At 60.3% G+C, this 14,799-nt stretch carries 11 protein-coding genes and 3 pseudogenes; 6 read left to right on the forward strand and 8 right to left on the reverse strand.

The features are described 5' to 3' along the window. Positions 1–39: 39 nt before the first annotated feature. From ETW24_RS05155 to ETW24_RS05165, 3 genes are read left to right on the forward strand one after another with little or no spacing between them, the layout of a single operon-like run. On the forward strand, positions 40–1,059 hold the full coding sequence (locus tag ETW24_RS05155) for an agmatine deiminase family protein (RefSeq protein ID WP_205877362.1): 1,020 nt from the start codon (positions 40–42) through the stop codon (positions 1,057–1,059). Beyond that, positions 1,056–2,117, forward strand: a complete 1,062-nt coding sequence (locus ETW24_RS05160) for an agmatine deiminase family protein (protein WP_129370046.1) — start codon at positions 1,056–1,058, stop codon at positions 2,115–2,117. Before ETW24_RS05155 ends, ETW24_RS05160 begins: the two co-directional genes overlap by 4 nt. 49 nt (positions 2,118–2,166) lie before the next feature. After that, a complete protein-coding gene (locus ETW24_RS05165) occupies positions 2,167–3,048 on the forward strand; it encodes a helix-turn-helix transcriptional regulator (RefSeq protein WP_129370047.1) in 882 nt (293 codons plus the stop codon). A gap of 2 nt (positions 3,049–3,050) precedes the next feature. Here the strand turns inward: ETW24_RS05165 and ETW24_RS05170 are convergent, their stop codons facing one another. The 7 genes and pseudogenes from ETW24_RS05170 to ETW24_RS24190 form a co-directional block, all read right to left on the reverse strand. Further along, positions 3,051–4,727, reverse strand: a complete 1,677-nt coding sequence (locus ETW24_RS05170) for an amidohydrolase (protein WP_129370048.1) — start codon at positions 4,725–4,727, stop codon at positions 3,051–3,053. Beyond that, the gene (locus ETW24_RS05175) at positions 4,724–5,521 is read right to left on the reverse strand and encodes a carbon-nitrogen hydrolase family protein (protein WP_129370049.1); all 798 of its coding nucleotides are present in this window, start codon (positions 5,519–5,521) and stop codon (positions 4,724–4,726) included. Before ETW24_RS05175 ends, ETW24_RS05170 begins: the two co-directional genes overlap by 4 nt. Further along, complete coding sequence (locus ETW24_RS05180) at positions 5,518–6,774, reverse strand: Zn-dependent hydrolase (protein ID WP_205877364.1); 1,257 nt, start codon at positions 6,772–6,774, stop codon at positions 5,518–5,520. Before ETW24_RS05180 ends, ETW24_RS05175 begins: the two co-directional genes overlap by 4 nt. A 461-nt stretch (positions 6,775–7,235) precedes the next feature. Further along, positions 7,236–7,365 (reverse strand): annotated as a pseudogene (locus ETW24_RS05185) (IS5/IS1182 family transposase); the annotation flags it as partial. A 515-nt stretch (positions 7,366–7,880) separates the two neighbouring features. Further along, positions 7,881–9,092, reverse strand: a pseudogene (locus tag ETW24_RS25340) (transposase). A gap of 51 nt (positions 9,093–9,143) precedes the next feature. After that, entirely contained in the window at positions 9,144–9,536 is a 393-nt protein-coding gene (locus tag ETW24_RS05205) for a sensor histidine kinase (RefSeq protein ID WP_129370053.1), read from the reverse strand. A gap of 873 nt (positions 9,537–10,409) precedes the next feature. After that, positions 10,410–10,556: a hypothetical protein gene (locus ETW24_RS24190; RefSeq protein WP_164982695.1), complete on the reverse strand. Its 147-nt coding sequence runs from the start codon at positions 10,554–10,556 to the stop codon at positions 10,410–10,412. 96 nt (positions 10,557–10,652) lie between these two features. Here ETW24_RS24190 and ETW24_RS05210 point away from each other — a divergent pair, with 96 nt between their 5' ends. Next, the gene (locus ETW24_RS05210; RefSeq protein WP_164982696.1) at positions 10,653–11,201 is read left to right on the forward strand and encodes a response regulator transcription factor; all 549 of its coding nucleotides are present in this window, start codon (positions 10,653–10,655) and stop codon (positions 11,199–11,201) included. Positions 11,202–11,340: 139 nt separating this feature from the next. Continuing rightward, positions 11,341–11,439: pseudogene (locus ETW24_RS25345) on the forward strand (hypothetical protein); the annotation flags it as partial. A gap of 273 nt (positions 11,440–11,712) precedes the next feature. Here the strand turns inward: ETW24_RS25345 and ETW24_RS05220 are convergent. Then, complete coding sequence (locus ETW24_RS05220; RefSeq protein WP_368075943.1) at positions 11,713–12,192, reverse strand: Rrf2 family transcriptional regulator; 480 nt, start codon at positions 12,190–12,192, stop codon at positions 11,713–11,715. Between the two features lie 631 nt (positions 12,193–12,823). Here ETW24_RS05220 and ETW24_RS05225 point away from each other — a divergent pair. Further along, complete coding sequence (locus ETW24_RS05225) at positions 12,824–14,719, forward strand: methyl-accepting chemotaxis protein (RefSeq protein ID WP_129370057.1); 1,896 nt, start codon at positions 12,824–12,826, stop codon at positions 14,717–14,719. Positions 14,720–14,799: the final 80 nt, after the last annotated feature.

Consider the following 14,799-nt stretch of genomic DNA (forward strand, 5'->3'; position numbering starts at 1 on the left):
GACTGGTCGGACAACATTTCCTGCATAATGGAGCCCTCCATGTCCGACCAGCAAACACCAAAATCCGCGGGCTTTTGCATGCCCGCTGAATGGGCGCCGCACCAGCGCACCTGGATGATGTGGCCGACGCGGGAAGGGTTCTGGCCCGATATGCAAGAGACCCGCCGCAACTACGCCGCCGTGGCCCGCGCCATCCGCGAATTCGAACCGCTGACCATGCTGGTCCGCCCCGAAGATGCGGCAGAAGCAAAGTCGCTGCTGGGGTCGGATATCGACGTCCTTACCAGCCCGATCGACGACAGCTGGGCGCGCGATGCCGGCCCCTGTTTCCTGACCGATGGCAAGGGCGGCCGCGCCGGCGTGTCCTTTGGCTTCAACGCCTGGGGCGGCAAGTACCAGCCGTTTGATGGCGATAATGCCGCTGCGGATGCGATCCTGAACGCCGCCGGTGTGCCAATCTTCCACTCCGGTCTGATCGCCGAAGGCGGCGGCGTCTCGGTCGATGGCGAAGGCACCATCCTGACCACCGAGAGCTGCTTTCCCAATGCCAACCGCAATCCTGGCTGGAGCCGCAGCCGCATCGAGGAAGAGCTGAAGGCCATGCTTGGCGGTGACAAGGTGATCTGGCTGCCCGGCAATGTGGAGGAAACCGAAACCGACGGCCATGTCGACGGCATCGCAAACTTTGTCGCACCGGGCGTGGTGCTGATCGAGGCGGAAGGCCCCGCTGATCACGATTGGCACGGTATCAATCTGGCCAATATCAGCGCGATAGAAGACCAGACCGACGCCAAGGGCCGCAGCCTCAGGCTGGTGAAGATCCCCGATGCCGCCAGTGCCGACTCTGACGATCCGCGGTTCTGCCGTTCCTACGTCAATTCCTACATCTGCAACGGCGGTGTGGTGATGCCTGAATACGGGATCCGCGAGGACGGGCTGGTGCGCGAAATCTTCGAAGAACTCTTCCCCGGCCGCCGCGTGGCGCAAGTGCCGATCCCTGCCATCGCCATTGGCGGCGGCGGCATTCATTGTATTACCCAGCAGGAGCCCGCAGCATGAACATGCTTACCTCAACAGACCTGACCGCAGCCCTTGCCAGCGGCAAGAGCCCCGGAGAACTGGGCTTTGTCATGCCGATCGAAACTGCGCATCATACCGCCTGCTGGATGGCCTGGCCCTGGGACGGCCACGAAGACAACTGGGGCAGCGGCCTGGCTGCCGCGCAGGAGAACTTTGTGCGGGTCGCAACTGCGATCTTAAGGTTTGAGCCGGTCCGGGTTGCCGCGCATCCCGATCACGCCAGCATTGCGCGCCGTCTGCTGCCGCCTCAGGCCGATGTCGTACCGCTGGCGCAGAATGATCACTGGTTCCGCGACACCGGCCCGCTGTTCGTGACGGATGGCAACGGGCGGACCATCGGATCCAATCTGATTTTCAATTGCTGGGGCGAAAAGTTCCCGGACTACGAGCTTGATGCAGGCATCGGTGCCGCACTGGTACGCCACCTCAACCTGCCGCTGTTCCAGTCCCCCTTGACCGGCGAAGGCGGCGGCTTGCATGTGGACGGCCGCGGCACCGTCATCACGACGGAGACTTGCTTTCTCAATCCCAACCGCAATCCGGGCATGACCAAGGCGGATGTGGAACGCGAATTGTTCCATGCCATCGGCGCCCGCAAGGTCATCTGGCTGCCGGGCGACGAGGAGGAATGGATCACCGACGGCCATATCGACGGCATGCTGACCTTCACTGCGCCGGGCAAGCTGCTGTTCGAGCGCAACCCGGACCCGGCAAACCCGCGCCACAGGGTCTGCGAGGAAAACCTGAAAGCCCTGCGCGGCCAGACCGATGCCGATGGCCGGGAGATAGAGATCGGGCTGATCGACGAGGCCTATATGGTCGAACCCGAAACCGACACGACGGCCCTGTCTTATGTGAACGCCTATATCGCAAACGGCGGCGTGGTAGTCCCATCGTTCGGAACGCCCACTGATGCGGCAGCGCAGGAAATCTTCGCCAAGGCTTTTCCCGGCCGCGAGATCCTGGCGGTGGATATGCGCGGGATCTGCCATGCCGGCGGCGGCATCCACTGCATGACACAGCAGCAGCCGGCCTAGATGCCGGCAGGCGGTCAAGGTTATTCTGATTTGAACGTTGGGAATCACGATGTTTGACGCAAGGACGATGATGCAAAGCTCCAACAGAACAGGTGAGTCTGGCTGCCTTGCAGGCCTTGCCCGGGCCATCGAGCTTGCCGGGCAGGACGGGTTCCTGGCCGCCCTCGCAGACCTGTGCCAATCGGCATCAGGATATGACAGCACCTTCATTGCAGCCTTTTTCCCGGATCACCCGCCGATGGAGCTGTTCGACAACCTGTCGGATGAATACAGTGCCGCGACGATCAAGCCCTATCTGGATTTCGCCTATTTCCTCGACCCTTTTTATAATCTCTTCCAGCAGGGGGTCGGGGACCGCGTGGTTACGCTTGGCGAATGCGCGCCTGATGATTTCATGTGGTCAGAATACTACCAGACCTTCTATGCAGACACCGGTCTGTTTGACGAAACCAGCGTGTTCGTCGGCTTCGGGAACGGTGCTGCTGCGGTGATCTCGCTGGGCAGCAGGGAGGAAGGCTTCCAGTTTGGTCCGGATCAAAGGGCCGCGCTTGCCGGGCTGCTGCCCTGCATTGCGGCGCTGTGCCGCCGCCATTGGCCTGCGCTGGACTCCAATTCTCTGGCCGGCAGCGGCCGCATGGGGCTGCATCTGAAAAAGTCCTTTGACCGGTTTGCCACCTCGACGCTGAGCGGTCGTGAGGTTGAAATCGTGCAGCTGATCCTGAAGGGGCATTCCTCGAAGTCGATTGCACGCGAGCTGGGCAACAGCCCGGAAACCGTCAAGGTCCACCGCAAGCGCATTCACAACAAGCTGGGTATCACCTCGCAGGGCGAACTTTTCTCGCTGTTTCTCGAAGCATTGACCAAGGCACCGGCCAATGCCACCGAAGACCCGCTCAGCTACCTCGACAGGCCAGTGAGCGGGCAGCTCTGAGCTCATTCAGCGAACAGCCCCGCGTTGTCAAAGACCGCTTCGCCCTGCAGCAGGGTCGCCTCAACGGCAACGCTGCTGATCTGGTTGGCCGGGATCTTCAGGATGTCTTTACTGAGCACCACCAGATCCGCGAATTTGCCAACCTCGATGGAGCCGGTCCGGTCTGCGTGGCGCAGGGCAATGGCCGGGTTGATGGTCATCGCCGCGATGGCCGTGGCGACATCGGGCAGGCCGTTGTGCCGGCGGCTGACCGCGGTTTCGATCTTGATCAGCGGATTCAACTCGTCCGCGTCCCAGTCACTTGACAGCGTAACGGTCGCTCCGGCTTCCAGCAGTGCCCCGGCAGGCAGCAGCCGATCGGTGCGTTCGCCGATGAACTCTGCCATGAAGGCCTCGTAGTCCTCGGCGACCGCGCTGGGAGCCAGCTGCAAATCAGCAATGGCGCCAAGCTCGGCAAAGCGGGGGTAATCGGCGGGGTCGGCAAGGTAAAGATGGGTCAGCCGATGCGGTCCAGATTCCGGCGCGGCCTGGGCAATCGCGTCCAGCGCCAGCCGCGCGCCGTAATCCCCGGTCACATGGAAATGCAGCTGAAAGCCGGTTGCGGCAAGTTCCCGCGCGGCGCGCATCAGCTCGTCTTTCTCGAAATAGAGATACCCGTATTCCGCGCCGTCCTGCAGGTCCAGCCCTGCTTCATAAGGTTCCAGCAAGGCGCCGGTGGCCTGACTCAGAATGCCGTCGACATAGATCTTGGCGGCGTTGAAGCGCACCAGCCGGTCCGGGTCGTTGTGGTAGAGGGTCTTGATCTCCGCGATTTGCGCGTCCAATGGCCGGTCAGGATAAATGTAAAAGGCGTTCGAGGCCCGCAGGGGCAGCTCACCCGCTTCCTCGGCCCAATCCCACACCTTGTGATGGCCCTGCGGCCAATATCCGCCTGCATCGCTGATCGAAGTGATCCCGTTGGCATTCAGTTCTGCTGCTGCGTTCAGCAGGCTGTCATAGGCAAAGTCCAAGTTCTCCTGAGTTGGCGGGAAGGCAAGTGTGCGCAGGTTGTGCGGTGCGTTTTCCAGCACCACCCCGTTGGGCCGCCCATCAGCCCCGCGCAGGATGATATTGCCGTTGGCCGCATCCTTGGCCGTGTCATATCCCGCTGCCTGCAGCGCCAGGGAATTGGCCCAGGCGCCATGGCCGATGTCGTCGAGGATCATCACCGGGCGGTCCGGCGAGATTTCGTCAAGTACCGTAACCGGGTTGCTGTGCATTTCCAGCAGGTTGACCATGTTCACACCGGCCCCCAGCACCCAGGCGCCGGTATCGCCGTTTTCGGCGCAGTCTTGTACCGTGGCCTTGTAGCCCGCAAGCGTGTCGAAGGCTTCGAACGGGCAGAGAACCGCATTCACCCCGGCTTCCACCGCATGCAGGTGGGTGTCCTGGAACCCCGGCAGCACCATTCGCCCGCCCAGATCCACAATCTCCGGGTCTTCACCTGCGGCAGCCAGTACCTCAGCCTCGCTGCCAACGGCGGTAATGATGCCGTCTTCATCAATGGCAAGCGCCTCGGCCCTGCTGCGCGCCTCATCCACCGTGTAAATGGAGGCATTGGTCAGCACCAGACTGTCCGCATTTGCGGCACCGCCTGCCAAAAGGGCCCACCCCGCCGCAACTGCGCAGAGATGTTTCATGTCGCACCTTTCTGTTTCTTGATTTTGTCAAACACATACCGGGGATAGGTGGCCTTTGCATCCCGTGCGGCACCGGCGCTGACTGACACCGTGGCATAGGGCTGCTCTTCGCTGGTCACCGCGAGAATTTCACCGTCCGGATCCACCGCCACGGAAAGCCCCTCAAAAGCAAAACTTCCTGCCGGATAGGCAAAATTAGAAGACAGGACATAACAGCCGGTCCGCACCGCCAAGGCGCGGGCGCCGGAGACCCAGATATCGGTGCCCAGATCCGGGCTTGCGCGGGGCACCAGAAGCACTTCTGCCCCCGCCTGCGACAGGCGGCAGCCATGCGCCGGGTCCCAAAGCTCGGTGCAGATGGCAAAACCGATCCGCACCCCGTTCCAATCCAGCGGCGCCGTTTGCTGCGCACCCGCTCCATACCAGCGGCTCTCCCAATAGCCGTCTTCCTCCGGCAGGGCGGCTTTTTCGTGCCGCACGGCGGCGAACCGGCTGTCCTGCCACAGGAAAGCACGGTTTCTGGGCTGGCCGCCTGCATTCAGGACCGGCCGCGATCCCGCCAAACCCGTTCCCAGCTGCTCACCAAGTTCATCCAAACCGCTCTCGTGGTCATGGACGGACTGTTCCCACAGCGCCGCGTCACGTTCCGGACTGATGGCCAGCCAAGCGCTCAGCGGCATTTCCGGCAGCAGCACAAGGTCGCTCTGCTCTGCCGCCGCATGGTCGGCCAATGCGTCCGCTTGCGCCGCCTTTGCCTGCGGCCGCGGATCCCAATCGGCAATGGTGATCCTCATTCCGTGCCCCCCGCAAATGCCTGCACACCCGCTGCTTGCAGCGCGACATCCAGCAGCACGTTCGCACCGGCCTCGACATGTTCCGGTGCCGTGTATTCCCGCTCGTTGTGGCTGATGCCATCACGGCAGGGCACAAAGATCATCGTTGCGGGTACCAGTTTGGCAAGATGGAACGCATCATGCCCGGCTCCGGAGACCATATCCCGGGAGGGATAGCCCCGCGCTGCAGCACCGGTTCGCACCGCCTCAATCAATTGCGGATCGAATGACACCACGGGCGAGTGCCAGATCTGCTCAAGACGAATATCCACGCCCTCGGCCGCGGCATTCAATCGCGCAATACCCTCGGCCAACGCGCCATGCATGTGCTCCAGCGCGGCCTCGCCGGGGTGGCGCAAATCGACCGACAGGCAAACCTGACCGGGCATTACATTGATCGAACCCGGCAGCGTTTCGATTTTTCCGATGGTCGCGCGGGCATCCGGATCCGACAGGCCACTCCGGTAAACAAGCTCCGTCACTGCTGCCAGATGCCGCACCGGATCGCGCCGCATCGCCATGGGCATCGGACCTGCGTGGGTCTCTTCGCCGCTCAGTGTCAGGGTATACCAGCGGATTGCCTGTCCGCCGGTGACTACACCGATGGTCTTCTCCTCCTGCTCAAGGACCGGCCCCTGCTCGATATGCAGTTCCAGATAGCTGCCGGTTGCGCGGTTTCCCGGCTCCATACCGCTTTCGTAGCCAAATCGTTTGAGTTCCTGCGCAACCGGGATGCCGGATGCGTCGGTCGCCGCCAGTGCCTTTGCAAGGGGATGCACACCGCAATGAACGCCCGAGCCCATCATGGCGGGCTGAAACCGGGCGCCTTCCTCGTTGGACCACACGGCAACCTCTACCGGCGTTACTGTTGCAATGCCGAGATCTTCAAGCGTTTCCAGCACTTCCAATCCGGCCAGCACCCCCAGCACGCCGTCGAACCGGCCGCCATTGGGCTGCGTGTCCAGGTGGCTGCCGATGACAACCGGAGGCGCTGCCGGGTTCCGGCCCGCACGGCGGACGAACAGGTTGCCGATCTTGTCGAAGACCGGTGCAAAGCCGCGGTTTTTGCACCATGCAAGAAACAGCTCGCGGCCGTCCTCGTCATCCTGGCTGAGCGACAGCCGGTGCGAACCGCCGTCTGTTGTGGAACCGATTTCGGCCATGTCCATTAGCCGGGACCAAAGCCGCGTTCCGTCTACCGAATAACCTGTCATCGAACGCTCCTTCAAAGCTTCGCGAAATACCCGCATGATCCCCGCCGGGGCAGCTTCCCGGTAGTCCCCCATCTGTGGGACTGGCGAACCGCCCCCAGTATCGTGGTGCATTTGGTGCCGCTTTTGGCAGTCCTCTTCAGGCTGGCAGTGGTTGCACGCACAGGCTGCATAGAGGGCAGATTGGCGCTGGACTTACGGGCTGCCCGGAAACTGCGCCGTAGGGAAGGGTGACGGGTGACTTTGGTTGACCGGAATATGACCCACGTCCGGGAACTGCTTGTTTTCGATGTTGCAGACCACTGGGGTGTCCCTCCAATGGGGCTGCGATGAGCGTGAAGGCGAAGATGCCGAAGCGAACCGAATGGGGCGGCTTCCCGGGCAAAATTTCTGGCTACTGCAGCCGGGAGATTGCATGGGGCTGAAGTTTTCCGTGGCTTCGACCTTCCCATGTTATTAGGTAATGTAGACAAAAGGCGCACCCAAGGCCGGATGAACGTGATGTCTATGAAACCAAGGAAGCTCTCAGCGGTCTTGTCGTAGCCTGTGGCGCGCATTCTTGAGCTTGTTGAAGCACAGCTCGACGAGATTGCGCGGGACTATCCTGAATTTTGTGCCCTGGCGTGGTAGCTCAATTTTGAAGAGACCCACGTATGAGCATAGACAAAGACCTGTCGGGCCGGCTGATGGAAGGGCGTTCGCCGGGCGACCTTTTCGGCAAGGAGGGTATGCATGCGATGACACGGGCCGCTGGCTACAGGAAACAGACCTGCCAACAGGCAAGCTGCTGCTTCTGCTGCGGATCGCCACGGCCTTCGGCTCCCCGGCTGCGGTAGGCGTGTAGCTTACCCGTGGCGCCGTGCTGATCCTGCGCAACATTCCTCCCTGCGGGTTTTCAAGCGCGGAAAGTCTCCTTAACCACGCCCTGCTGCCGCCGGGCTTTTCAGTGTAGCGGCCGCAGGCGGAACAATAGAACGGGATGTTCCCCCGAATGCGATTCTGGAAACGGATTTCGACCGCCAGCTCTGCATCCACATGACCGGCCGGGCGGCGGAGCGGCTCGTCTTGGTCACATCGGTGTCCGGTATGATAAGTGTGATGCTCGCCGATCATCTGAGCCCGGCCGGCGTTGATCTTCCCCAGGCTTGCGCTGATGGCCATGCGCTGACCACTGACAGGCCCTCTTTGATGCATCGCGCGACGGTCGTCTCGAACAGGTGCCGCAGCAGTTCGCTATCGCGGAAACGCCCGCGCCGGTTCTTAGAGAAGGTTGAGTGGTCAGGGACCCGGTCGCTCAGATCAAGGCGGCAAAACCAGCGATAGGCCAGGTTCAGATCAACCTCCTCGCAAAGGCGTCGTTCTGATCGGATACCGAAGCAATAATCGTCGAGGATCGTGGACAGGTAGAACCAGCCCCAGCCGATGACCTTCAGGTAAGTAAAGTCGGTCTGTTAAAGCTGGTTCGGTCGGGTCGTCTTGTCACGGAACTCGTCAGATGCGGACAGAACCACATAGGCCGGGTTGGTGATCAATTCATAGGCCTTGAGGATGTCCCTCTCGGGACATTGCTGCGCAATGCCCTGCCGGGCAGTGGATAGGTCGAAGCCTCTGACATCGAGCCATTGGAGCGCCATTGGTCCGAGAGACAATGGGCGAGGGTACTTTTCCGTGTCAGTGAATTGCACGGCCAACTCGCGCGGCGACAGATCGCTTTGGTGCAGGGCCAGGTCCTTGATCTTCTCGCGCACCGGCTCAGGAATGCGGTTCCAGACCCGCGACGGCCTGGGGCTGCGATCTTCCAGCGCCTCAGGGCCGCCCGACAAATACCGATCATACCAGCGGCAGAAGGTCGTTCTGGGGATGCCGGGCTTGTCCTGCCTGCGCCTGGCCGGCAGGTGCGACCCTTCCACCAGCCGGATGCTCTCCAGATTCTCAGATGCGGGATACCTCATTCGCCGTCATCCCCATCCGCGATCAGGCTTATTTGAGCAGCCGCAACTCCAGGTCCTGCTCAGCGACAACTTCCTTTCGATCTCGGGCTTCACGGCTAAGGTCATTGACCTCGCTCTACGTCGCCGCACGCGCCGTATCGCCCGCCAAGCGTTTCTTCCCGGCTTCGAAGAATTCCTTGGGCCAGCTGTAATACAAGCTCTGCGCAATGCCCTCGCGGGACACAGCTCTGCAATGCTGTCCTCGCCCTTCAGGCCGTCCAAGACGACCCTGATCTTCTCCTCAGCTGAATACTGCTTTGGGGTGGCACGGCGGATTTCCTTGACGACCTTCTTGCCGTGGCTCCGCTTGGTTCCGGGTTTCTGTCTCATCTCCACTCCTCGGTGGTTACGATGTGCCAGAAACCCTCTTATCAAATCAGTCTAAACTGTCCCATTGGCGCTGACGTCAGAAAGATTCAACAGTCGCCCGGCACCGCCCTGATCCACTACGATTGTCTTCACAATCGCCAGTCCCAGCCCGCTGCCGGGCACAACCTGCCCCAAACGCTCAAACGGCCGGAACACCCGCTCAAGATCCTCCTCTGCGATGCCTGGGCCGAAATTGTCGATGGTCACGACCGCTACATCGCCTTCTTGGACAACCGCAGCCCGCGCCTGCCCACCGTACTTGCATGCATTTTCAACCAGGTTGGACAGGCACCGCTGGACAGCATTCACACGGCAAGACACGATCACCGGTGCGGCTTCAGCCATTTCTGCATCCTCACCCAGTTCCGCCCGCTCATCGACGACCACTTCAAGCAGCTGGCCCATATCAACTTACTGAAAATCCCCGTCGCGCATCACCGCCCGTGAAAATTTCATAATCGATTCCACAACGGTCTCTACATCTTTCACCCACGTTTCAATCAGATCGCGTGTATTATCCTGGGCCACTGTCTCGACAAACCGGTTCACCGCTGCCAGTGGCCCTAAAAGGTTATGAGCAAGGCTGCGCAAGAGCCCGATCTGATAATCACGGTCTGCGTCACGCGTTCGTTCATACGGTTGAACGACAAAGTAAATTCCCGGGTGTCCCGGGGGGATCAACGACCAGCACCTCTGCAACCTCGCCCCGCCCAAGCCGCGCGGCTTGCCGCGAGAGGCGATACAATGGCCGCATGACACGGCGGCCGATGATCAAAACAACTACTGCCAGACAGAGCTATACCACACTGGTGGTGAACAGCTTCGTATACGCAGCATTCACCGGTGGGGGCCGTTGCAAATGATAGACCGTTAGCCAGCGGCCGGTCACTTCGTGCCGCAGTGCGATCCGGTGAACTTCTGTGCGCGGCTGGAACCGGAACAGGTTCAGCATGTTTTCCGGCGGTGCTGGTGCTTCCTCTAAAACCTAATGGCGCAATCGATGAGGTTCATTTTCCCGTGCCAAGAGTGTGGGCGGTCTCTCGCCAATGTCCAATAAGGCAGAGCGTTCAGCTGCAATTCCCGGTACTGGAGGTGGCGACGGATACCCCCGTTTTGTCATCACAACGGCATCCACCGGCACGCCCGCATCGCCGCTCAGCAGTGTTCGCAGCTCGCCCCACTCAACTTGAACTGCCTTATTCGACAGCGCCCGGGTGAACATGGCGCTCTGGCCTTCCGGAAGCGCGGCCACGTCGCGCAACGCCTGGCCAGCCAAGATCAGGTTTTGGCTTTGCTGTATCGCGGTGGTCTGTTGGACATCTGCAAACCGCGCCACAATAACATTGGCGACCTGACCGCGAAGACGAGCCCGATGACCAACACTACAAGCTGTTGGCCCAGCGTCAGGCGGTTCAGCGTCAGCATCTTGTTCATCTCCTAAAGCTGGCATTTGTGCGCAACTGCACTATCCCCGCATATCGCGGTTCTCTGCAAAGCCCAATGGAACCAGGTGTTGTTAAGATGAACGAAAACGTATTGATCGTAGATGACGAAAAGGCTTTGGGAACTGATCTGGCAGCCGCCTTGTCCAGCGCGGGAAATGTAACACGGCACCGGACAAATGTTCCCGAGGCCCGGCAGGCCTGGTCCGAAGAAAAGGCAGATCTGTGCCTTGTTGATATTCTCATGCCGGGCCCATCGGGCAAAGTATTCTGTCGCGAAATCAGCGAACATTCCGATGCCTCCAACATTATGATGAGTTCGCTTGGCGATCATGAAACGGCCATCGCGCTTCTCGACATTGGCGCCGATGACTGCATCGTCAAGCCGTTCTCGATGTCTGAGATGATGGCGCGCGTTCGCGCGGTCCTGCGCCGTCGCACGAGCCGGTCTGCCCCGCAGGCTGCGTCCTCCATAGAGATTGGCGATTTGGCATTCGATCTGCAATTGCGCCGTCTGTCGAAACCTGAAGGGCTGACAATTCCGCTTTCTTCAGCAAGCACTATATCGCTCCGCGATAGGGGCTCATCGAAACTCCTGCGCGTGGCGAGCAGGAGATTGCCCGGATGACCGGTGGCCTGCCATTCGGCACAGCTGGTCTCGACGCAATTAACCCCCGCGCTCCGGCCCATCGCGCGGCTTGCACTGGTCATGTTGCGGTTTGATACCGCTCCTTTGATAGAATTTATTGCACCTAAGTAGACGAACTCTGGAACTGAATTGGACGGAGGAATTCCGCGCTGATGCGGTACGGATCGCGCTGACCAGTGGGCTGACATGCAAACTGGTGGCGTCTGATTTGGGCGTGACCGATGCTCAGATCCGTATGCTGACGCTTTACGTCCTTTGGAATGCTGAAGAAGTTCCAAGCTGAAGAAAATCCACGCTTTCGAAAGGCCATGTACCTTCTGATACTGGCCCTTCCGGCAGGCTATCCCGGCTTCAAGGCCTGGCATTTTCAATGGCGTTTGGGGTTTTGGACGGGCAGGTTTTGGACGAACCTGTATCCGGTGCCGCAAATTCGAGCATTCGAAGGAAGGTGTTGGCAGAAATGAGTTTTAACGCAATGACACCTTTTGGATTATGCAGGTTTTTCGGCTTCCCGCTCTGCTTCCAGCGCGCGGATTAAACTTTTCATCCCGCGGTTGCCTGTCAGCACATCTTCAAGCGTCCGGCTGTCCAAAGCGGCAAAAAACGCCTCTTGCGCCTCGTTCAGAATCGGCAGCAGCCCGCAGGCCGGGGTCATCACGCAGCAACCGCCGTCTTCTTTCATACACTCCACCAAGGGGGTGCCGCTTTCTGACTTTCGCAGCAGCGCACCAATCGAGATTGCCTCTGGCGGAAGCGCTAAACGCATGCCTCCGTTCCGGCCTCGCACTGAGTCCACATACGCCTCATGGGTCAGCCATTGAGAAATCTTGGCCAAGTGATTGAAAGGCAGTTTCTGCATCGCCGCGATCTCGCGGGTCGACATCAACCCTTCCTCATGCGTGGCGAGGTGGATCAGGATGCGCAGGGCGTAATCTGAGAACTTTGATATCTGCATAAGTGTTCCTCCCATAATTAATATGCATTGAAAAGGCGCATTTTGTTAAGGTGTATCGCCGCCCATTCACTAATAGGCATAGTTAATGCTTATTAGTGGGGGCGGCACATGCTCATCATTGCCCGCAAAATCCGTGCCTGAAATGCCGCGCATCATTCAAATGTCGCGCACGGGGTCCGAGAAACTTACAGCAAAATTCTCTATCACAGGGCGTAGTGATGCGTTTGAACGGTTTCTGAGAGTGCCGGTAAGCAACGGCGGTTGCCTGCTCTCGCAACCGCTGCTTCCAAGAGGCATGATCCCGGCCAATTCGCCAACAACGTCAAGCTGATGGCCATCGGATACCACATTGTCCGGAACCATCCGCACCTCCGGAATCCAGGCGCGCAGCACTGCTGCGGCCTCCTGCCTCGCCTCTGGCGCGTACAGAGACCGGGCGGGATCTTGGACCGGTTCTGTGTGCCGGGCCGAGAGGCTGGGATGCAGCCGCAGGGCAGGCACTTGCGGGTGACAGCCCAGAGCATCGTTGGCGCATTGCGGCATGAACTTTGCGAAATGCGGCGGAAAGCTGCATCCGGCTAGGAAATTGTTAGAGAGTGCAGCTTAAACCTGCTGGCAATATGCACGTAACGAAGGTTCCGCACTAATGCTCCGACTCCCCGATTTTCTTTACCGTCTGCCTGTTCGTATCTATGCGCTGGCGGCGCTGGCTCTCAGCCTGACGGCTGTGCTGACTTTCCTGCTGCTGTCACAATCCGTCAAAAACGCCTATGAAATGCGCTATACCGAGCTGCACAACGTCACAGACACCGCAGTCAGCCTGCTGCGCGATCTGGAAGAAGGGGTGAAATCCGGCCGTTTCACCGAGCAGGAGGCCCGGGACATCGGCCGAGAGCGGCTCACCGCTCTGCGTTTCGGCGATGCAGGCTATGTCTATGTCTTTGATCATGATCTGGTGGTGCAGGCGCATCCGATCGTGCCTGCCTGGAACGGCACCAACCAGGGCGCCTACGAGGATGTGACAGGCATGAAGGTGTTCCAGGAGCTGGAGAAAATCGCCGCAGCTAATGGGGCAGGGGAGCTTACATATTACTTCAAGAAACCGGATTCCGACGTGATCGAAGCCAAGATCGGTTATGTGCAGGCCTATGAACCCTGGGGCTGGATTGTCGGCACCGGCGCCTATGTCTCGGATATCGAATCGGACGTGGCGCTGATGCGCAATGAGGCGCTGATCATTCTGGGCATCAGCCTGGTGACGCTGTCGATTGCCGCCTATTTCATCACCCGCAGTGTCACCGGACCGCTGAACGGTCTCAAGTCACGCATGCAGACCTTGGCCGATGGCGACACCGACAGTGAAATCCCCTCCGCCAATGCGCGCAGCGAAATGGGGGAGATTGCCCAAAGCCTCGATGTGTTCCGCCAGGCTCTGATCCGTCAGAAAGATCTGGAGAAGGCCGAGCAGCAACGCAATGAAAAGCGCAGCAATGTCGTGGCCGTGCTCAGCGGCAAACTGTCAGCCCTGTCGCAGGGGGACCTGACCGCGCAGATCACCGAGGTTTTCCCTGAGAATTACGAGCAGCTGCGCCAGGATTTCAATACCACCGCGCAAAACCTCAGCGCCACGGTTGAGCAAGTGATTGCCGCGGCCGCCAGCATCCGCAGCGGTGCTGCAGAAATCAGCCAGGCTTCGGATGACCTGTCGCACCGCACCGAAAGCCAGGCCGCCACGCTGGAACAGACCGCCGCAGCGCTGGATGAGCTGACCGCAAGCGTCAAATCTGCCGCCGACGGCGCCCGCAGCGTCGAAACTACCATGGACGAGGCCAAAGAAGAGGCCCGCACCAGCGGCGAAGTGGTGCAGAGCGCGGTGTCCGCGATGACCGAGATCGAAGAAAGCTCCAACAAGATCAGCCAGATCATTTCGGTGATCGACGACATTGCCTTCCAAACCAACCTTTTGGCGCTGAACGCGGGTGTCGAGGCGGCGCGCGCAGGCGAGGCAGGGCGCGGCTTTGCGGTGGTGGCGTCTGAAGTGCGGGCGCTGGCACAGCGGTCTTCGGATGCGGCGATGGAGATCAAGACGCTGATCTCTGACAGCTCCGGCCAGGTGGCCCGCGGTGTGGATCTGGTGGGCAAGGCGGGGGATGCGCTGCAAAGCATCGTCAGCCAGGTTACCCATATTTCGCAGCTGGTTTCTGGCATTGCAGAGGGCGCGGCGGAGCAATCTACCGGCCTGAATGAGATCAACACCGGCGTCACCCAGCTGGATCAGGTCACCCAGCAGAACGCGGCGATGGTGGAGGAGGCGACGGCCGCCGGCCATTTGCTGAAGACCGATGCCTCCAAGCTGACCGATCTGGTGGCGCACTTCAAAATCCCCGGCGGCCGTATGGCAGCTGCTCCGGTCCAGGCGGCCAGCACGCCGGCATCTGTGCCGTCCGCCCATGGCAACGATGACTGGGACATGCAGCCCGCCGCGCAGCCTGTTGCCGCGGCCGACGGCAATGCGGCCAAGAACATGTGGCAGGATTTCTGATCCATTCGGCAACCTTCACAGGTAAACAAAAAAAGCGCCCGGGGAAATCCCCGGGCGCTTTTTTGTTTCGGACTGTCCGG

It is taken from the genome of Leisingera sp. NJS204 (assembly GCF_004123675.1).
GTDB lineage: Bacteria > Pseudomonadota > Alphaproteobacteria > Rhodobacterales > Rhodobacteraceae > Leisingera.